Source organism: Escherichia whittamii (genome assembly GCF_014836715.1).
In the GTDB taxonomy this organism is placed as follows: domain Bacteria; phylum Pseudomonadota; class Gammaproteobacteria; order Enterobacterales; family Enterobacteriaceae; genus Escherichia; species Escherichia whittamii.
In genome coordinates this window covers 247,547-267,345 of record NZ_JACSQI010000001.1, presented here as the reverse complement: position 1 = coordinate 267,345, position 19,799 = coordinate 247,547, and the positions used below count along the sequence as shown (strand labels likewise).

Below are 19,799 nucleotides of genomic sequence, written 5' to 3'. Positions count from 1 at the left end.
ACTTTGTCGGGAGGCGCGATGTGCACCACACTAAAAATATCGCATTGAGTGATTTTCACGCTCATATCAAGCGGTGACATTAACTATGGTAAAGGAGACGCTTATGTTTCGTTGGGGCATCATATTTCTGGTTATCGCGTTAATCGCCGCCGCACTTGGGTTTGGTGGTCTGGCCGGTACAGCTGCGGGCGCAGCAAAAATTGTCTTTGTCGTCGGGATTATTCTGTTCCTGGTGAGTTTGTTTATGGGCCGAAAACGACCCTAGATTTCAAACCATTAAGAAAATTTTATACAAAGCCAGTCCAGCGGACTGGCTTTTGCGGTTTTAGCGAATAATAAATTGCGTTACTTTGTCAGTCTTTCACAACAAAAACAGGAAGGCAGAGGTGGGGCAGCGAATACCTGTAACGCTTGGTAATATTGCGCCGTTGTCGCTAAGGCCGTTCCAGCCTGGACGAACTGCTCTGGTGTGCGAAGGCGGCGGGCAGCGTGGAATTTTCACAGCGGGCGTGCTGGATGAGTTTATGCGCGCGCAGTTTAACCCGTTCGATCTTTATCTTGGCACATCTGCCGGGGCGCAGAACCTTTCGGCGTATATTTGTAATCAGCCCGGTTACGCGCGCAAAGTCATCATGCGCTATACCACAAAACGCGAATTTTTCGATCCATTGCGCTTTGTCCGTGGAGGAAATCTTATCGATCTCGACTGGCTGGTGGAGGCGACCGCAAGCCAGATGCCGTTGCAGATGGATACTGCCGCGCGGCTGTTTGATAGCGGCAAGTCGTTTTATATGTGTGCCTGTCGTGAGGACGACTATGCGCCGAATTACTTTTTACCGACCAAACAAAACTGGCTGGATGTGATTCGCGCCTCCAGTGCGATACCTGGCTTTTATCGTAGTGGAGTGTCGCTGGAAGGCATTAACTACCTGGATGGCGGGATCAGTGATGCGATTCCGGTTAAAGAGGCGGCAAGGCAGGGGGCGAAAACACTGGTGGTGATCCGCACCGTACCGTCGCAAATGTACTATACGCCGCAGTGGTTTAAACGTATGGAACGCTGGCTGGGTGACAGTAGCCTGCAACCGCTGGTCAATCTGGTACAGCATCATGAAACCAGCTATCGTGACATCCAGCAATTTATTGAGAAACCACCGGGCAAGCTGCGGATATTCGAAATTTATCCGCCGAAACCGTTGCATAGTATCGCGCTCGGCAGTCGGATTCCGGCGCTGCGCGAAGACTATAAACTTGGGCGTTTATGTGGGCGTTATTTCCTCGCCACGGTTGGTAAGCTATTAACTGAAAAAGCGCCGCTTACCCGCCATCTGGTGCCAGTGGTGACACCGGAGTCGATCGTCATTCCGCCTGCGCCAGTCGCCAACGATACGCTGGTTACCGAAGTGCTCGACGCGCCGCAGGCGAATGACCCGACATTTAACAATGAGGATCTGGCTTGATTTGCCGTTTTATCGACACCCACTGCCATTTTGATTTTCCGCCTTTTAGTGGTGATGAAGAGGCCAGCCTGCAACGCGCGGCACAAGCGGGCGTAGGCAAGATCATTGTTCCGGCAACCGAGGCGGCAAATTTTGCCCGCGTGTTGGCGCTGGCGGAAAATTATCAGCCACTGTATGCCGCGTTAGGGTTGCATCCGGGGATGATGGGAATACACACCGATGCATCGCTGGATCAGTTACAGCAGGCGCTGGAAAGGCGTTCGCCGAAAGTGGTGGCGGTGGGGGAGATCGGTCTTGATCTCTTTGGCGAAGATCCACAGTTTGAGAGGCAGCAGTGGTTGCTCGACGAACAACTGAAGCTGGCGAAACGCTACGATCTGCCGGTGATCCTCCATTCACGGCGCACGCATGACAAGCTGGCGATGCATCTTAAGCGCCACGATTTGCCGCGCACTGGCGTTGTCCACGGTTTTTCTGGTAGCCAGCAACAGGCCGAACGGTTTGTGCAACTGGGCTACAAAATTGGCGTAGGCGGCACCATCACTTATCCGCGCGCCAGTAAAACCCGCGATGTGATAGCGAAGTTGCCGCTGGGGTCGTTGCTGCTGGAAACCGACGCGCCGGATATGCCGCTAAATGGTTTTCAGGGGCAACCTAATCGCCCGGAACAGGTCGCCCGTGTGTTTACCGTGCTTTGTGAGTTACGCCCGGAACCAGCGGATGAGATTGCCGACGTGTTGCTTAATAACACGTATGCAGTGTTTAGCGTGCTGTAGGCCGGATAAGGCGTTCACGCCGCATCCGGCAGTTGGCGCACAATGCCTGATGCGACGCTTGACGCGTCTTATCATGCCTACAGGTGTATGCCGATCCGTAGGCCGGATAAGGCGTTTACGCCGCATCCGGCAGTTGGCGCACAATGCCTGATGCGACGCTTGACGCGTCTTATCATGCCTACAGGTGTATGCCGATCCGTAGGCCGGATAAGGCGTTTACGCCGCATCCGGCAGTCGGTGCACAATGCCTGATGCGACGCTGACGCGTCTTATCATGCCTACAGGCCGGTGCCAAACAGCAGGCCGGATAAGGCGTTCATGCCGCATCCGGCAGTTGGCGCACAATGCCTGATGCGACGCTGACGCGTCTTATCATGCCTACAAGTGCCGCATCTGGCATGTCACAGATACAGCGCCGGGAATATTAACCGGCTCACCCCGCGCTCCCGTAGCGCGTTAGCCACCTGCTCAACATCTTCTGGTGTGGCACTCGCCCAGCTTTGCGCTTCGCCATACACGCCGTGGGCATGAAACGCGTTCAGGCGAACCGGAACATCACCAAGCTCCTTGATAAACGCTGCCAGCTCATCAATGTGTTGCAAATAATCCACCTGGCCGGGGATCACCAGCAAACGCAGTTCCGCCAGCTTGCCGCGCTCTGCAAGCAAACAGATGCTGCGCTTAATCTGTTGATTATCGCGTCCGGTTAATTGCTGATGACACGTGCTACCCCATGCTTTGAGATCGAGCATTGCGCCGTCGCACACCGGGAGTAATTTTTCCCAGCCGGTTTCGCTCAACATGCCGTTACTGTCCACCAGACAGGTGAGATGGCGCAGCTGCGGATCATGTTTGATGGCAGTAAACAGCGCCACCACAAACGGCAGCTGCGTCGTGGCTTCGCCACCGCTTACCGTTATCCCTTCAATAAACAGCACAGCTTTGCGGACATGACTAAGCACTTCGTCCACGCTCATGGATTGCGCCATCGGCGTGGCATGTTGCGGACACATCTTCAGGCAGGTATCACACTGCTCGCAGACAGCCGCGCTCCACGCCACTTTGCCGTCAACAACCTGCAACGCCTGATGCGGACACTGCGGAACGCATTCCCCGCAATCATTACAGCGCCCCATCGTCCACGGATTGTGGCAATTTTTGCAGCGCAGATTGCAGCCCTGTAAAAACAGAGCCAGACGACTGCCTGGCCCGTCAACGCAGGAGAAGGGGATAATCTTACTGACTAAAGCGCATCTGCTGTTCATGGCTTATAACGCGCGGTTGGCGTTCCAGAATACGAGTGTTGCGTGCAGCCTCTTCACCCAGCCACGTAGTGTTGGTACGTGAACCTTCGGCACGATATTTTTCTAAATCCGACAAACGCACCATATAACCGGTAACGCGAACCAGATCGTTACCGCTGACGTTGGCGGTAAATTCACGCATTCCGGCTTTAAAGGCACCGAGGCAAAGCTGTACCAGCGCCTGCGGATTGCGCTTGATGGTTTCGTCGAGCGTCAGGATGTCGCTGATTCCGGAGTAATAATAAGCATGATGCGGGGCGACAGTTTGCAGATGAGTGATTGGATCTGGCTCATCGCCATACGGCAAGCGTGCGCCCGGCGTAGTGCCGATATCGGAACTGATCCCCGACTGTGCGTGTAACATCGCACGTTTTTGCCAGCCATATTTCACGGGCGTACTGGCGACAAACTCCGCCAGTTGTGCGCTGATGCGATAACCGACTTCATTCGCGGCGGCTTCTTTACCGTAGCGCGCGGCGATACCTTCTTTCTCGCACAGCAAGTTAACCGCTTCCGCCAGCCCGTACATGCCAAACATCGGCACAAAACGTTCAGGATCAATCAACCCTTCTTTCACCAGGAAGCTATTCTCAAAGAAGTGTGATTGTTGATAGAGGAATTCACACCGTGCATCGATGATGGCGATCTGCTGCTGGCAGTAGTGCGGTAGAGTGCGCGTAAAGAAGTCATCCAGCGACTCACTGCGCTCGGCAATGGCTTTCAGGTTAAGGCGTACCAACGTGCTACCACCGCCAGCCAGCGGCAGTGAGTTGTAACAGCTCACGATCCCGTAGCCCCCTTTTGTGAAAATTTTATCATGTACCGGGCCATTGGCGATGTGCGGTTTGCTACATTCACAAATGTTTTTTGCCACTTCCAGTAGCAGAGCATCAGGGGTAATTTCGGGATCGTAGATAAAGGTCAGGTTCGGCGAAACCTGCTTCAGCTCTGCATCTGCGCGTAATATCGCCCGAGTGACAGGGGAATCCGACGGGCCGATATTAGCATGCATAAAGGCGTCTGGCAGCGTTCTGTCGAGATAACGCCAGAAACGTTTTATTCGAATATCAATTTCGTCTTGTGTTAGAATTCTAACATACGGTTGCAACAACGCATCAAGTTGCCCCAGGTAGACCGGCATCGATGTTACCGAAGGGACATGATGATAAAGAATGGTTAGCAGAGAGAGTGCGTCATCAAGATCTTTGGCACCTTCCAACTCCAGCCATTCGGAACCGTTCGCCAGAAAACGGGCGTAATCGGGTAAGACATAGCGCGGTTTGTACGGCGCATGACCTTCAAACATATCGCAGATTACGCCTTCATCCAGCGCGCGGCGGGCTTCGGCAGGTAGTTGCGGGTAAGGCAGATTGTTTTCTGCTTCCAGCGCCAGAAAATGGCGTTTCTGCTCCGGGGTAAGTACCGGACTGGTCACAATTTGCTGGCAACGTTGTTGCAGTGCGCTTTCATTAGACGTGGGCATCTTCTTTTCCTTTTATGCCGAAGGTGATGCGCCATTGTAAGAAGTTTCGTGATGTTCACTTTGATCCTGATGCGTTTGTCACCACCGGTGCATTCATTTGAAAGTGAATTATTTGAACCAGATCGCATTACCGTAATGCAAATTTGTAAGTAGATTTTCTTAATTGTGATGTATATCGAAGTGTGTTGCGGAGTCGATGTTAGAATACTAACAAACTCGCAAGGTGAATTTTATTGGCGACAAGCCAGGAGAATGAAATGACTGATCTGAAAGCAAGCAGCCTGCGTGCACTGAAATTGATGGACCTGACCACCCTGAATGACGACGACACTGACGAGAAAGTGATCGCCCTGTGTCATCAGGCAAAAACTCCGGTCGGCAATACCGCCGCTATCTGTATCTATCCTCGCTTTATCCCGATTGCTCGCAAAACGCTGAAAGAGCAGGGTACTCCGGAAATCCGTATTGCTACGGTAACCAACTTCCCTCACGGTAACGACGACATCGACATCGCGCTGGCCGAAACCCGTGCGGCAATCGCCTACGGTGCCGATGAAGTTGACGTAGTGTTCCCGTACCGTGCGCTGATGGCGGGTAACGAGCAGGTTGGTTTTGACCTGGTGAAAGCCTGTAAAGAGGCTTGCGCGGCAGCGAACGTTCTGCTGAAAGTGATCATCGAAACCGGCGAACTGAAAGATGAAGCGCTGATTCGCAAAGCGTCTGAAATCTCCATCAAAGCAGGGGCTGATTTCATCAAAACCTCTACCGGTAAAGTCGCGGTGAACGCGACGCCGGAAAGCGCGCGCATCATGATGGAAGTCATCCGTGATATGGGCGTAGAAAAAACCGTTGGTTTCAAACCAGCGGGCGGCGTACGTACTGCAGAAGATGCGCAGAAATATCTCGCGATTGCAGATGAACTGTTCGGTGCTGACTGGGCAGATGCGCGTCACTATCGCTTTGGTGCTTCCAGCCTGCTGGCAAGCCTGCTGAAAGCGCTGGGCCACGGCGACGGTAAGAGCGCCAGCAGCTACTAAATAAGATGCTTTGCGCCTGATGCGCTGCGCTTATCAGGCCTACGATACGTATCACCCGTAGGCCTGATAAGGCGTAGACGCATCCGGCAAAAGCCGCCTCATACTCTTTTCCACGGGAGGTTACCTTGTTTCTCGCACAAGAAATTATTCGTAAAAAACGCGATGGTCATGAGCTGAGTGATGAAGAAATTCGTTTCTTTATCAACGGCATTCGCGACAACACTATCTCAGAAGGGCAGATTGCCGCCCTCGCGATGACCATTTTCTTCCACGATATGACAATGCCGGAGCGTGTCTCGCTGACCATGGCGATGCGAGATTCAGGAACCGTTCTCGACTGGAAAAGCCTGCATCTGAATGGCCCGATTGTTGATAAACACTCCACCGGCGGCGTCGGCGATGTGACGTCGCTAATGTTAGGGCCGATGGTGGCTGCCTGCGGCGGTTATATTCCGATGATCTCCGGTCGCGGCCTCGGTCATACTGGCGGTACGCTCGACAAACTGGAATCCATCCCTGGCTTCGATATCTTCCCGGATGACAACCGTTTCCGCGAAATTATTAAAGATGTTGGCGTGGCGATTATCGGCCAGACCAGCTCACTGGCTCCGGCGGATAAACGTTTCTACGCGACCCGCGACATTACCGCGACAGTGGATTCCATCCCACTGATCACCGCCTCGATCCTGGCGAAAAAACTGGCGGAAGGTCTGGATGCGCTGGTGATGGACGTGAAAGTGGGTAGCGGCGCGTTTATGCCGACCTACGAACTCTCTGAAGCTCTTGCCGAAGCGATTGTTGGCGTGGCTAACGGCGCTGGCGTGCGCACCACTGCGCTGCTCACCGACATGAATCAGGTGCTGGCCTCCAGTGCCGGTAACGCGGTTGAAGTACGTGAAGCAGTGCAGTTCCTGACAGGTGAGTATCGTAACCCACGTCTGTTTGATGTCACGATGGCGCTGTGCGTGGAGATGCTTATCTCCGGTAAACTGGCGAAAGATGACGCCGAAGCGCGCGCGAAACTGCAGGCGGTGCTGGACAACGGCAAAGCGGCAGAAGTCTTTGGTCGTATGGTAGCGGCACAAAAAGGCCCGACCGACTTCGTTGAGAACTACGCGAAGTATCTGCCGACAGCTATGCTGACGAAAGCCGTCTATGCTGATACCGAAGGTTTTGTCAGTGAAATGGATACCCGTGCGTTGGGGATGGCAGTGGTGGCAATGGGCGGCGGTCGCCGTCAGGCATCTGACACCATCGATTACAGCGTCGGCTTCACTGATATGGCGCGTCTGGGCGACCAGGTTGACGGTCAGCGCCCGCTGGCGGTTATCCACGCGAAAGACGAAAACAGCTGGCAGGAAGCGGCGAAAGCGGTGAAAGCGGCAATTAAACTTGCCGATAAAGCGCCGGAAAGCACACCAACTGTCTATCGTCGTATCAGTGAATAACGGTATACTGATCTGATCATTTAAATTTGAAGCACTGAGTACGGAGAACATATGAAACGTGCATTTATTATGGTGCTGGACTCATTCGGCATCGGCGCTACAGAAGATGCAGAACGCTTTGGTGACGTCGGGGCTGACACCCTGGGTCATATCGCAGAAGCTTGCGCCAAAGGCGAAGCTGATAACGGTCGTAAAGGGCCGCTGAATCTGCCAAATCTGACCCGTCTTGGGCTGGCGAAAGCACATGAAGGTTCTACCGGTTTCATTCCAGCAGGAATGGACGGCAACGCTGAAGTTATCGGCGCGTACGCATGGGCGCACGAAATGTCATCCGGTAAAGATACCCCGTCTGGTCACTGGGAAATCGCCGGTGTACCGGTTCTGTTTGAGTGGGGATACTTCTCCGATCACGAAAACAGCTTCCCGCAAGAGCTGCTGGATAAACTGGTTGAACGCGCTAACCTGCCGGGTTACCTAGGTAACTGCCACTCTTCCGGTACGGTCATCCTGGATCAACTGGGCGAAGAGCACATGAAAACCGGCAAGCCGATTTTCTATACCTCCGCTGACTCCGTGTTCCAGATTGCCTGCCACGAAGAAACCTTTGGTCTGGATAAACTCTACGAACTGTGCGAAATCGCCCGTGAAGAGCTGACCAACGGCGGCTACAACATCGGTCGCGTTATCGCTCGTCCGTTTATCGGCGACAAAGCCGGTAACTTCCAGCGTACCGGCAATCGTCACGACCTGGCAGTTGAACCGCCAGCACCGACCGTGCTGCAAAAACTGGTTGATGAAAAACACGGCCAGGTGGTTTCTGTCGGTAAAATTGCAGACATCTACGCCAACTGCGGCATCACCAAAAAAGTGAAAGCGACTGGCCTGGACGCGCTGTTTGACGCCACCATTAAAGAGATGAAGGAAGCGGGTGATAACACCATCGTCTTCACCAACTTTGTTGACTTCGACTCCTCCTGGGGCCACCGTCGAGATGTTGCAGGTTATGCCGCGGGTCTGGAGCTTTTCGACCGCCGTCTGCCGGAACTGATGTCTCTGCTGCGCGATGACGATATCCTGATCCTCACCGCTGACCACGGTTGCGATCCAACCTGGACTGGTACTGACCACACGCGTGAACACATTCCGGTACTGGTGTATGGCCCGAAAGTGAAACCGGGTTCACTGGGTCACCGTGAAACCTTTGCGGATATCGGTCAGACGCTGGCAAAATATTTTGGTACTTCTGATATGGAATATGGCAAAGCCATGTTCTGATGGATTTGGGCGGAGCGTTGACTCCGCCTTTGTTATGTCACAAAAAGGATAAAACGATGGCTACCCCACACATTAATGCAGAAATGGGCGATTTCGCTGACGTAGTTTTGATGCCAGGCGACCCGCTGCGTGCGAAGTATATTGCTGAAACTTTCCTTGAAGATGCCCGTGAAGTGAACAACGTTCGCGGTATGCTGGGCTTCACCGGTACTTACAAAGGCCGCAAAATTTCTGTAATGGGCCACGGTATGGGTATCCCGTCCTGCTCCATTTACACCAAAGAACTGATCACCGATTTCGGCGTGAAGAAAATCATCCGCGTTGGTTCCTGTGGCGCTGTTCTGCCGCACGTAAAACTGCGTGACGTGGTGATTGGTATGGGTGCCTGCACCGATTCCAAAGTTAACCGTATCCGCTTCAAAGACCATGACTTCGCAGCTATCGCTGACTTCGACATGGTGCGTAACGCAGTAGACGCAGCTAAAGCGCTGGGCGTTGATGCGCGCGTTGGTAACCTGTTCTCCGCTGACCTGTTCTACTCTCCGGACGGCGAAATGTTCGACGTGATGGAAAAATACGGCATCCTCGGCGTGGAAATGGAAGCGGCTGGTATCTACGGTGTGGCAGCAGAATTTGGTGCGAAAGCACTGGCTATCTGCACCGTGTCTGACCACATCCGCACTCACGAGCAGACCACTGCCGAAGAGCGTCAGACCACCTTCAACGACATGATCAAAATCGCGCTGGAATCCGTTCTGCTGGGCGATAAAGAGTAATTGTGTTTCGCTGAAAGGCGATTGTCGTGTTAAGCCGGAACGGGAGACTGCTCCGGCTTTTTAATTCATCAATTAACTACCGTACCGCCCCCGCTATCCACGCCGATAATTCCCGTAGCTCTTTTTCCTGTTCAGGGAAGTCAACCAACAGAGCTTCGCACTCTTGTTGCAGCATATCTGCACGGTACAGACAGCCTTGCAGCCTCCCAGCGAGGGCTTCCAGTGGTGCGGGGTTAAGGCTGTCGGTAAACACCTGGGCGCGGGTGATATGGCCTTTTTCGACGTCGAAATGCAGTTCCACGCCGCCCCAGCTAAAGCGTTCATCCAGAAGATGCGAAAACGCCGGAGCCTGACCGAAGTTCCATTCCCAGCTACTCTGACGGGCAAAGGTTTCGGTGAAATTTGGCAAGTCTGGCGTTTTGTCCGGGGAGATGATTTCCGCTTCTACGCGCTCGCCATAATGAACGAAAAAGGCTTCGGTTATGGCCTTGCAAACCTGCTCATGGGTAATTCCCGGTAGCAATTCGGTCAGGTTGGTCACGCGGGAACGTACCGAAGTAATGCCTTTCGCTGCCAGTTTCTTTTTATCCGGATTGAGGTAGTTCGCCAGGCGGCTAAGGTCGGCATTTAGCAGCAAAGTGCCGTGGTGGAAACCGCGATCTTTGGTTTCGCGATAGGCCGAGCCAGAGACTTTGCGGTCGCCTTCAGCCGTTTTTACCACCAGATCGTTGCGCCCGGAAGCTTCTGCGGTGACGCCAAGTGAATTCAGTGCATTAAGCACAATCGCCGTGGAGATGGTTTTATCGTACTCCGGCTTGCCAGCCATAAACGTAAAACAGGTATTGCCGAGATCGTGGAACACCGCGCCACCGCCGCTACTGCGCCGTGCCAGGCGGACGTTATCTTCTTCCATCCGCCGGGTATTACACTCTTTCCACGGGTTTTGCGCACGACCAATCACTACTGTGTCGGCATTGCGCCAGAGAAACAGAACGCGCTGCGTGGCGGGCATCTGGCGAAAAATACATTCCTCCACTGCCAGATTAAACCACGGATCGTAAGAGTCAGAGATGAGCAGGCGTAATGTGGACATAACAATTTCCTTTCTTGTAGTAATGGGTCACTCTTTTTTCTCGCTTTCTTCCTCTTCCGGCACTGGTTTGCTGGCAGTTAACAGGAAGGGTGATTGCTGCCAGCGGGTACGTTTACCCTGCAACAGTGTGCGAGTCAGCACCACGCCGATTGCCAGCGAGAGCAGCAGCATCAGGCGTAAAATGTTGGTAGTGTTATCCACCTGTTTGGCTTCGGTGGCGAGCGTATGGGTATCGAGCGTCAAGCGCAGATAACCAAGTGGTCCATTTTTCCCCTTAATCGGCTCGACAATCTGCTGGTTAAAATAGCCACCTGCTTTTTTACCGTCGAGCGCCAGTCGGTCGCGCACCTCGACGCTTTCGCCTGCGCGGGCGATAAGATCGCCTTGTTCGTCATACACACCCGCGTCGAGAATGCGACTTTCGTCCGTCAACTGGTCGAGGATCGCCTGAATGCGTTTTTCATCAGGTGAGTTGGTACGCATCAGCGGCGCAACGTTCAGGGTTACCTGATGCGCCAGGGTACGGGCCAGTTCTTCCAGCTGTGGATTACGCTGTCGCTGGTGGTTTTGACTAAACCATGATGCTCCCTGCATTAGAGCGACCAACAAAGCGAGACAGAACAGGACAATCACTGCCCGATGCAGCCGGAATTTTAGTTTTGTGCGAGCCATATTCCACCCGTCGAAAATTTGAGACTTAATGTTGCCAGAAGCAATGGATACAAGGTAGCCTCATGCGTTATTTTCCCTGCTTCGAACGATTTTACAGGAGCCTTAATGCCTAACATTACCTGGTGCGACCTGCCTGAAGATGTCTCTTTATGGCCTGGTCTGCCTCTTTCTTTAAGTGGTGATGAAGTGATGCCACTGGATTACCACGCAGGTCGTAGCGGCTGGCTGCTGTATGGTCGTGGGCTGGATAAACAACGTCTGACCCAGTACCAAAGCAAACTGGGCGCGGCAATGGTGATTGTTGCCGCCTGGTGCGTGGAAGATTATCAGGTGATTCGTCTGGCTGGTTCGCTCACCGCGCGGGCAACGCGCCTGGCGCATGAAGCACAACTGGATGTCGCGCCGCTGGGGAAAATACCGCACCTGCGTACACCAGGGCTGCTGGTGATGGACATGGACTCCACCGCCATCCAGATTGAATGTATTGATGAAATTGCCAAACTGGCCGGAACGGGCGAGATGGTGGCGGAAGTGACCGAACGGGCAATGCGCGGGGAGCTTGATTTCACTGCCAGCCTGCGTAGCCGCGTGGCGACGCTGAAAGGCGCTGACGCGAACATTTTGCTACAGGTGCGTGAAAATCTCCCGCTGATGCCGGGCTTGACGCAACTAGTGCTGAAGCTGGAAACGTTGGGCTGGAAAGTGGCGATTGCCTCCGGCGGCTTTACCTTCTTTGCCGAATACCTGCGTGACAAGCTGCGATTAACCGCCGTGGTAGCCAATGAACTGGAGATTATGGACGGTAAATTTACTGGCAATGTGATCGGCGACATTGTAGACGCGCAGTACAAAGCTAACACCCTGCTCCGGCTGGCGCAGGAGTATGATATCCCGCTGGCGCAAACCGTGGCGATTGGCGATGGCGCCAATGACCTGCCGATGATCAAAGCTGCGGGGCTGGGGATTGCCTACCATGCCAAGCCCAAAGTGAATGAAAAGACGGATGTCACCATCCGTCACGCTGACCTTATGGGGGTATTCTGCATCCTCTCCGGCAGCCTGAATCAGAAGTAATTGCGCGCCCGCCATCCTGCGGGCGGCACAGCATTAACGAGGTACACCGTGGCAAAAGCTCCAAAACGCGCCTTTGTTTGTAATGAATGCGGGGCCGATTATCCGCGCTGGCAGGGGCAGTGCAGCGCCTGTCATGCCTGGAACACCATCACCGAGGTGCGTCTTGCTGCGTCGCCAACGGTGGCGCGTAACGAGCGTCTCAGTGGCTATGCCGGTAGCGCGGGAGTGGCGAAAGTCCAGAAACTCTCCGATATCAGCCTTGAAGAACTGCCGCGTTTTTCCACTGGATTTAAAGAGTTCGACCGCGTATTAGGCGGCGGGGTGGTACCAGGAAGCGCCATTCTGATTGGCGGTAACCCAGGTGCGGGTAAATCCACGCTGCTACTGCAAACGTTGTGCAAACTGGCGCAGCAGATGAAAACGCTGTATGTCACCGGCGAAGAGTCGCTACAACAGGTGGCGATGCGTGCTCATCGCCTTGGCCTGCCGACTGACAATCTAAATATGCTGTCGGAAACCAGCATCGAACAGATCTGCCTGATTGCCGAAGAAGAGCAACCGAAGCTGATGGTAATCGACTCCATCCAGGTGATGCATATGGCGGATGTTCAGTCATCGCCTGGCAGCGTGGCGCAGGTGCGTGAAACGGCGGCTTATCTGACGCGCTTTGCCAAGACGCGCGGCGTGGCGATTGTCATGGTGGGTCATGTAACTAAAGATGGTTCACTGGCTGGCCCTAAAGTGCTGGAACACTGTATCGACTGTTCGGTGCTTTTGGACGGCGATGCCGACTCCCGTTTTCGCACCTTGCGCAGCCATAAAAACCGCTTTGGCGCGGTGAATGAACTGGGCGTATTTGCGATGACCGAACAGGGGCTGCGTGAAGTCAGCAACCCTTCGGCGATCTTCTTAAGTCGCGGCGACGAAGTGACTTCCGGTAGTTCAGTGATGGTGGTATGGGAAGGAACGCGCCCACTGCTGGTGGAGATTCAGGCGCTGGTCGATCACTCGATGATGGCAAATCCACGCCGCGTGGCCGTCGGGCTGGAACAAAACCGTCTGGCAATCCTGCTGGCAGTGCTGCACCGTCACGGCGGTCTGCAAATGGCCGATCAGGATGTGTTTGTGAACGTGGTCGGCGGCGTTAAGGTGACCGAAACCAGCGCCGATTTAGCGTTACTACTGGCGATGGTTTCCAGCCTGCGCGACAGACCGCTGCCACAGGATCTGGTGGTGTTTGGTGAAGTCGGGCTGGCAGGGGAGATCCGCCCGGTGCCCAGTGGTCAGGAACGAATCTCAGAAGCGGCGAAACACGGTTTCCGGCGGGCAATTGTTCCGGCGGCTAACGTACCGAAAAAAGTGCCGGAAGGGATGCAGATTTTTGGCGTTAAAAAACTCTCCGACGCACTTAGCGTGTTCGACGACTTATAATGAGAGATACGGAGGGAGATATGTCGTCATTTGATTACCTGAAAACTGCCATCAAGCAACAGGGCTGCACGTTACAGCAGGTGGCTGATGCCAGCGGTATGACCAAAGGGTATTTAAGCCAGTTACTGAATGCCAAAATTAAAAGCCCCAGCGCGCAAAAGCTGGAGGCATTGCACCGTTTTTTGGGGCTTGAGTTTCCCCGGCAAAAGAAAACCATCGGTGTCGTATTCGGTAAGTTTTACCCGCTGCATACCGGACATATCTACCTTATCCAGCGCGCCTGTAGCCAGGTTGACGAACTGCATATCATTATGGGTTTTGATGATACCCGTGACCGCGCGTTGTTCGAAGACAGCGCCATGTCGCAGCAGCCAACGGTGCCGGATCGTCTGCGCTGGTTATTGCAAACCTTTAAATATCAGAAAAATATTCGCATTCATGCCTTTAACGAAGAGGGCATGGAGCCGTATCCGCACGGCTGGGATGTGTGGAGCAACGGCATCAAAAAGTTTATGGCCGAAAAAGGCATTCAGCCGGATCTGATCTACACCTCGGAGGAAGCCGACGCGCCGCAGTATATGGAACATCTGGGGATCGAAACGGTGCTTGTCGATCCGAAACGCACTTTTATGAGTATTAGCGGCGCGCAGATCCGCGAAAATCCGTTCCGCTACTGGGAATATATTCCTACCGAAGTGAAGCCGTTCTTTGTGCGTACCGTGGCGATCCTCGGTGGTGAATCTAGCGGTAAATCCACCCTGGTAAACAAACTCGCCAATATCTTCAACACCACCAGTGCGTGGGAGTTTGGTCGCGATTATGTCTTTTCGCATCTCGGCGGCGATGAGATTGCGTTACAGTATTCCGACTACGATAAAATTGCGCTGGGACACGCGCAATATATTGATTTTGCGGTGAAATATGCCAATAAAGTGGCGTTTATCGACACCGATTTCGTGACAACTCAGGCGTTCTGTAAAAAGTACGAAGGGCGTGAGCATCCTTTTGTGCAGGCATTGATCGATGAATATCGCTTTGATCTGGTGATCCTGCTGGAAAACAATACCCCGTGGGTGGCGGATGGTCTACGCAGCCTCGGCAGCTCGGTGGATCGCAAAGAGTTTCAGAACCTGCTGATAGAGATGCTGGAACAGAACAATATCGAATTCGTGCGGGTTGAAGAGGGCGATTACGACAGCCGTTTCCTGCGCTGCGTAGAGCTGGTGCGGGAGATGATGGGGGAGCAGGGATAAGAACCAATGCCTGATGCGATGCTGACGCGTCTTATCAGGCCTACAGTTTCGCAACGTATTGGAATCGCTGGTTTTGTAGGCCGGATAAGGCGTTTACGCCGCATCCGGCATCCGGTGCTCAATGCCTGATGCGACGCTGACGCGTCTTATCAGGCCTACAGTTTCGCAACGTATTGAAATCGCTGGTTTTGTAGGCCGGATAAGGCGTTTATGCCGCATCCGGCATTTTACGCATTACTTCGCAATACGCTTGTACTTGATACGCTTCGGCTCCAGCGCATCTGCGCCCAGCGTGCGTTTCTTGTACTCTTCGTACTCGGTAAAGTTACCTTCGAAGAACTCAACTTTACCTTCATCCTGGTAATCCAGAATGTGCGTGGCGATACGGTCGAGGAACCAACGGTCGTGCGAGATAACCATCGCGCAGCCCGGGAACTCCAACAGGGCGTTTTCCAGCGCGCGCAGGGTTTCGATATCCAGGTCGTTGGTCGGTTCGTCGAGCAGCAGCATGTTGCCGCCAACCTGCAGCAGCTTCGCCAGATGCAGACGACCACGCTCACCACCGGAGAGTTCTCCAACACGTTTACCCTGATCAACCCCTTTAAAGTTAAAGCGGCCAACGTAGGCGCGGCTTGGCATCTCGGTGTTACCGATCTTCATGATATCCAGCCCGCCGGAAACTTCTTCCCAAACGGTTTTGCTGTTATCCATTGAGTCACGGAACTGATCAACCGACGCCAGTTTCACCGTTTCACCTAAAGTGATGGTGCCGCTGTCCGGCTGTTCCTGACCGGAAATCATACGGAACAGCGTCGATTTACCCGCGCCGTTCGGGCCGATGATCCCGACGATCGCCCCTTTCGGGATCGAGAAGCTCAGGGAGTCAATCAGCAGACGATCGCCATAGGATTTACGCAGGTTGCTGACTTCCAATACTTTGTCGCCCAGACGCGGTCCAGGTGGAATAAACAGTTCGTTGGTTTCGTTACGTTTCTGGTATTCGGTATTGTTCAGCTCTTCAAAGCGTGCCAGACGCGCTTTACCTTTCGACTGACGGCCTTTAGTACCCTGACGTACCCACTCCAGCTCTTTCTCAATCGACTTACGACGCGCCGCTTCTTGTGAAGCTTCTTGCGCCAGACGCTGATCTTTCTGCTCCAGCCAGGAGGAGTAGTTGCCTTCCCACGGAATACCTTCACCGCGGTCAAGTTCGAGGATCCAGCCCGCGACGTTATCGAGGAAGTAACGGTCGTGGGTAATCGCCACTACGGTGCCCTCGAAGTCGTGCAGGAAGCGTTCCAGCCACGCCACGGATTCTGCATCCAGGTGGTTGGTCGGTTCGTCGAGCAGCAGCATGTCTGGTTTTTCCAGCAGCAGACGGCACAATGCCACGCGACGACGCTCACCACCGGAGAGGTTAGCGATTTTCGCGTCCCAGTCCGGCAGACGCAGCGCATCCGCTGCACGCTCCAGTTGTACGTTCAGGTTATGACCGTCGTGAGCCTGAATGATCTCTTCCAGACGGCCCTGTTCAGCAGCCAGTTTGTCGAAATCTGCATCTGGATCGGCATACAGCGCGTACACTTCATCCAGACGTTTCAGGGCGTTAACCACTTCAGAAACGGCTTCTTCAATGGACTCACGTACGGTGTGTTCCGGATTGAGCTGCGGTTCCTGCGGCAGATAGCCGATTTTGATATCCGGTTGCGGACGCGCTTCACCTTCGATGTCTTTATCGATGCCCGCCATAATGCGCAGCAGGGTAGACTTACCCGCGCCGTTCAGACCCAGGACGCCGATTTTTGCCCCAGGGAAGAAACTCAGAGAGATGTTTTTCAAAATATGACGTTTCGGCGGAACAACTTTGCCGACACGATGCATGGTATAAACGAATTGAGCCACGTTGGACTTCGCCTCTATGTTTATCGTGATGATGAGTTTTCAAAGGCGAAGTGTAGCCTTTTTCCCCGCCTAATCCCAGTTGGTCGATCACCTTCGCAGTATACTCGCCATACTTCAAGTTGCATGTGCTGCGCTTACGCTCGCTCACCCCAGTCACTTACTTCTGTAAGCTCCTGGGGACTCACTCACTTATCGCCTTCCTGCAACTCGAATTATTTAGAGTATAAAAGTAAAAAAGTGTCCATAACGTGGCGCAAACAGCAATGACTGGTTAGCATAAATCTATTACGCGGCATGACGCTGCATTGATGTATTTACACTTAGAGGATGCGCTTGTGGAAAAAGCCAAACAAGTTACCTGGCGGCTGTTGGCTGCCGGTGTCTGTCTGCTGACGGTCAGCAGCGTGGCGCGAGCCGACTCACTGGATGAGCAGCGTAGCCGCTACGCGCAAATCAAGCAGGCCTGGGATAATCGACAAATGGATGTGGTCGAACAAATGATGCCATCCCTGAAGGATTATCCGTTATACCCCTACCTGGAATATCGCCAGATAACCGATGATCTGATGAATCAACCGGCGGTGACAGTGACTAACTTTGTTCGTGCTAACCCCACGCTTCCTCCTGCTCGCACGCTGCAATCGCGTTTCGTTAATGAACTGGCGCGACGTGAAGACTGGCGCGGTCTGCTGGCCTTTAGCCCGGAAAAACCAGGCACAACCGAAGCCCAGTGTAATTACTACTATGCGAAATGGAACACCGGGCAGAGCGAAGAAGCCTGGCAGGGGGCGAAAGAGCTGTGGCTAACCGGAAAGAGCCAGCCTAACGCTTGTGACAAGTTATTTAGCGTCTGGCGTGCGTCCGGCAAACAAGAACCCCAGGCTTATTTAGAGCGTATTCGTCTTGCGATGAAAGCAGGCAATACCGGGCTGGTGACGGTGCTGGCAGGGCAAATGCCTGCCGATTACCAGACTATTGCTTCGGCAATCATTTCGCTGGCAAATGATCCTAATACTGTGCTGACCTTCGCGCGTTCGACCGGCGCGACCGATTTTACCCGCCAGATGGCGGCGGTGGCATTTGCAAGCGTGGCGCGTCAGGATGCTGAAAACGCACGACTGATGATCCCTTCGCTTGCCCAGGCGCAGCAGCTTAATGAAGATCAGATTCAGGAGCTGCGCGATATCGTCGCCTGGCGTCTGATGGGCAACGATATTACCGACGAACAGGCGAAATGGCGTGATGAAGCGATTATGCGTTCGCAATCCACTTCGTTAATTGAACGTCGCGTGCGGATGGCGCTTGGCACTGGCGATCGCCGAGGTCTGAATACCTGGCTGGCGCGTCTGCCAATAGAGGCGAAAGAAAAAGATGAATGGCGCTACTGGCAGGCGGATTTACTGCTGGAGCGCGGGCGTGAGGCTGAAGCAAAAGAGATTTTGCATCAACTCATGGGACAGCGTGGATTCTACCCGATGGTCGCTGCGCAACGTATTGGCGAAGAGTATCAACTAAAGATTGATAAAGCGCCGCAGAACGTTGACAGCGCCCTGACTCAGGGGCCTGAGATGGCGCGCGTGCGCGAGTTGATGTACTGGAATATGGATAACACCGCGCGTAGCGAGTGGGCCAATCTGGTGAAGAGCAAGTCAAAAACAGAGCAGGCACAACTGGCGCGCTATGCCTTTAACAATCACTGGTGGGATCTTAGTGTTCAGGCGACGATCGCCGGGAAATTGTGGGATCATCTGGAAGAACGATTCCCACTGGCCTACAACGATCTCTTTGAACGTTACACCAACGGCAAAGATATCCCGCAAAGCTATGCAATGGCTATCGCCCGTCAGGAGAGCGCCTGGAATCCGAAAGTGAAATCACCGGTAGGGGCCAGCGGCCTGATGCAGATTATGCCCGGTACGGCGACTCAAACGGTGAAGATGTTCTCTATCCCTGGTTATAGCAGCCCAGGGCAATTGCTGGATCCGGAAACGAACATCAATATCGGCACCAGTTATCTGCAATATGTTTATCAGCAATTTGGCAATAACCGCATTTTCTCCTCGGCAGCTTATAACGCAGGTCCAGGGCGGGTGCGCACATGGCTTGGCAACAGCGCCGGGCGTATCGACGCGGTGGCGTTTGTCGAGAGTATTCCGTTCTCCGAGACGCGCGGTTATGTGAAAAATGTGCTGGCTTATGACGCGTACTATCGCTATTTCATGGGCGATAAACCCACGCTTTTGAGCGCTACGGAATGGGGACGTCGTTACTGATTTGAACCTTTATGGTATGCTATCGTACTCTTTAGCGAGTACAACCGGGGGAGGCATCAGGCTTCCCCCGCTAACAATGGCGACACACTATGGCCCAACAATCACCCTATTCAGCAGCGATGGCAGAACAGCGTCACCAGGAGTGGTTACGTTTTGTCGACCTGCTTAAGAATGCCTACGAAAACGATCTCCATTTACCGTTGTTAAATCTGATGCTGACGTCGGATGAGCGCGAAGCATTGGGGACTCGCGTGCGTATCGTCGAAGAGTTGCTGCGCGGTGAAATGAGCCAGCGCGAGTTAAAAAATGAACTCGGCGCGGGCATCGCGACCATTACGCGTGGCTCTAACAGTTTGAAAGCCGCGCCCGTTGAGCTGCGTCAGTGGCTGGAAGACGTTCTGCTGAAAAGCGATTGATTTTGTAGGCCTGATAAGACGCGTTAGCGTCGCATCAGGCATTGAGCACCGTCTCGCCGGATGCGGCGTGAACGCCTTATCCGTCCTACAAATGTCAGCAATTTCAATGAGTAATGTAGGCCTGAT

General features: G+C 53.7%; 17 protein-coding genes. 12 read left to right on the top strand and 5 right to left on the bottom strand.

Annotated elements, in window-relative coordinates:
• Positions 1 to 103: 103 nt before the first annotated feature.
• The 3 genes from H9644_RS01210 to H9644_RS01200 all read left to right on the top strand — a co-directional run bounded on the left by H9644_RS01210 (position 104) and on the right by H9644_RS01200 (position 2,236).
• Positions 104 to 265, top strand: coding sequence for a DUF1328 domain-containing protein (locus H9644_RS01210; RefSeq protein WP_000490275.1), 162 nt, complete (start codon positions 104 to 106; stop codon positions 263 to 265).
• A gap of 121 nt (positions 266 to 386) precedes the next feature.
• On the top strand, positions 387 to 1,460 hold the full coding sequence (locus H9644_RS01205) for a patatin-like phospholipase family protein (protein WP_064530396.1): 1,074 nt from the start codon (positions 387 to 389) through the stop codon (positions 1,458 to 1,460).
• Positions 1,457 to 2,236 carry a metal-dependent hydrolase gene (locus H9644_RS01200; protein ID WP_064530395.1) on the top strand — a complete coding sequence of 260 codons (780 nt, stop codon included), beginning with the start codon at positions 1,457 to 1,459 and terminating at the stop codon, positions 2,234 to 2,236. Before H9644_RS01205 ends, H9644_RS01200 begins: the two co-directional genes overlap by 4 nt.
• 401 nt (positions 2,237 to 2,637) lie before the next feature.
• Here H9644_RS01200 and H9644_RS01195 read toward each other — a convergent pair whose 3' ends face one another.
• Positions 2,638 to 3,501: a YjjW family glycine radical enzyme activase gene (locus tag H9644_RS01195; RefSeq protein ID WP_064530394.1), complete on the bottom strand. Its 864-nt coding sequence runs from the start codon at positions 3,499 to 3,501 to the stop codon at positions 2,638 to 2,640.
• The gene (locus tag H9644_RS01190) at positions 3,473 to 5,023 is read right to left on the bottom strand and encodes a YjjI family glycine radical enzyme (protein ID WP_191772778.1); all 1,551 of its coding nucleotides are present in this window, start codon (positions 5,021 to 5,023) and stop codon (positions 3,473 to 3,475) included. The genes H9644_RS01195 and H9644_RS01190 overlap by 29 nt, the downstream gene beginning before the upstream one ends.
• 257 nt (positions 5,024 to 5,280) lie before the next feature.
• Between H9644_RS01190 and deoC the strand changes: the two genes are divergently transcribed.
• The 4 genes from deoC to deoD all read left to right on the top strand — a co-directional run bounded on the left by deoC (position 5,281) and on the right by deoD (position 9,559).
• Positions 5,281 to 6,060, top strand: coding sequence for a deoxyribose-phosphate aldolase (gene deoC / locus H9644_RS01185; RefSeq protein WP_001298497.1), 780 nt, complete (start codon positions 5,281 to 5,283; stop codon positions 6,058 to 6,060).
• A 125-nt stretch (positions 6,061 to 6,185) separates the two neighbouring features.
• Positions 6,186 to 7,508: a thymidine phosphorylase gene (gene deoA, locus H9644_RS01180; protein ID WP_064530391.1), complete on the top strand. Its 1,323-nt coding sequence runs from the start codon at positions 6,186 to 6,188 to the stop codon at positions 7,506 to 7,508.
• A gap of 51 nt (positions 7,509 to 7,559) precedes the next feature.
• Positions 7,560 to 8,783 carry a phosphopentomutase gene (gene deoB / locus H9644_RS01175; protein ID WP_000816471.1) on the top strand — a complete coding sequence of 408 codons (1,224 nt, stop codon included), beginning with the start codon at positions 7,560 to 7,562 and terminating at the stop codon, positions 8,781 to 8,783.
• A gap of 56 nt (positions 8,784 to 8,839) precedes the next feature.
• Positions 8,840 to 9,559 carry a purine-nucleoside phosphorylase gene (deoD, locus tag H9644_RS01170; RefSeq protein ID WP_000224878.1) on the top strand — a complete coding sequence of 240 codons (720 nt, stop codon included), beginning with the start codon at positions 8,840 to 8,842 and terminating at the stop codon, positions 9,557 to 9,559.
• A 76-nt stretch (positions 9,560 to 9,635) separates the two neighbouring features.
• Here the strand turns inward: deoD and lplA are convergent, their stop codons facing one another.
• Complete coding sequence (gene lplA, locus H9644_RS01165; RefSeq protein ID WP_191772775.1) at positions 9,636 to 10,652, bottom strand: lipoate--protein ligase LplA; 1,017 nt, start codon at positions 10,650 to 10,652, stop codon at positions 9,636 to 9,638.
• 27 nt (positions 10,653 to 10,679) lie between these two features.
• The gene (locus H9644_RS01160; protein WP_064530388.1) at positions 10,680 to 11,324 is read right to left on the bottom strand and encodes a YtjB family periplasmic protein; all 645 of its coding nucleotides are present in this window, start codon (positions 11,322 to 11,324) and stop codon (positions 10,680 to 10,682) included.
• 105 nt (positions 11,325 to 11,429) lie between these two features.
• Here H9644_RS01160 and serB point away from each other — a divergent pair, with 105 nt between their 5' ends.
• The 3 genes from serB to nadR are packed head-to-tail and all read left to right on the top strand — an operon-like array spanning position 11,430 to position 15,082.
• Positions 11,430 to 12,398, top strand: coding sequence for a phosphoserine phosphatase (gene serB, locus H9644_RS01155; RefSeq protein ID WP_191772773.1), 969 nt, complete (start codon positions 11,430 to 11,432; stop codon positions 12,396 to 12,398).
• A gap of 48 nt (positions 12,399 to 12,446) precedes the next feature.
• Positions 12,447 to 13,829: a DNA repair protein RadA gene (radA, locus tag H9644_RS01150; RefSeq protein ID WP_001029699.1), complete on the top strand. Its 1,383-nt coding sequence runs from the start codon at positions 12,447 to 12,449 to the stop codon at positions 13,827 to 13,829.
• A gap of 20 nt (positions 13,830 to 13,849) precedes the next feature.
• A complete protein-coding gene (gene nadR / locus H9644_RS01145) occupies positions 13,850 to 15,082 on the top strand; it encodes a multifunctional transcriptional regulator/nicotinamide-nucleotide adenylyltransferase/ribosylnicotinamide kinase NadR (protein WP_064530386.1) in 1,233 nt (410 codons plus the stop codon).
• A 234-nt stretch (positions 15,083 to 15,316) separates the two neighbouring features.
• On the opposite strand, the gene ettA is transcribed toward nadR, so the two are convergent.
• On the bottom strand, positions 15,317 to 16,984 hold the full coding sequence (ettA, locus tag H9644_RS01140; RefSeq protein ID WP_064530385.1) for an energy-dependent translational throttle protein EttA: 1,668 nt from the start codon (positions 16,982 to 16,984) through the stop codon (positions 15,317 to 15,319).
• A 335-nt stretch (positions 16,985 to 17,319) separates the two neighbouring features.
• Between ettA and sltY the strand changes: the two genes are divergently transcribed.
• Both sltY and trpR read left to right on the top strand, forming a co-directional pair.
• Positions 17,320 to 19,257: a murein transglycosylase gene (gene sltY / locus H9644_RS01135; protein ID WP_064530384.1), complete on the top strand. Its 1,938-nt coding sequence runs from the start codon at positions 17,320 to 17,322 to the stop codon at positions 19,255 to 19,257.
• 89 nt (positions 19,258 to 19,346) lie between these two features.
• On the top strand, positions 19,347 to 19,673 hold the full coding sequence (trpR, locus tag H9644_RS01130; protein ID WP_191772771.1) for a trp operon repressor: 327 nt from the start codon (positions 19,347 to 19,349) through the stop codon (positions 19,671 to 19,673).
• Positions 19,674 to 19,799: the final 126 nt, after the last annotated feature.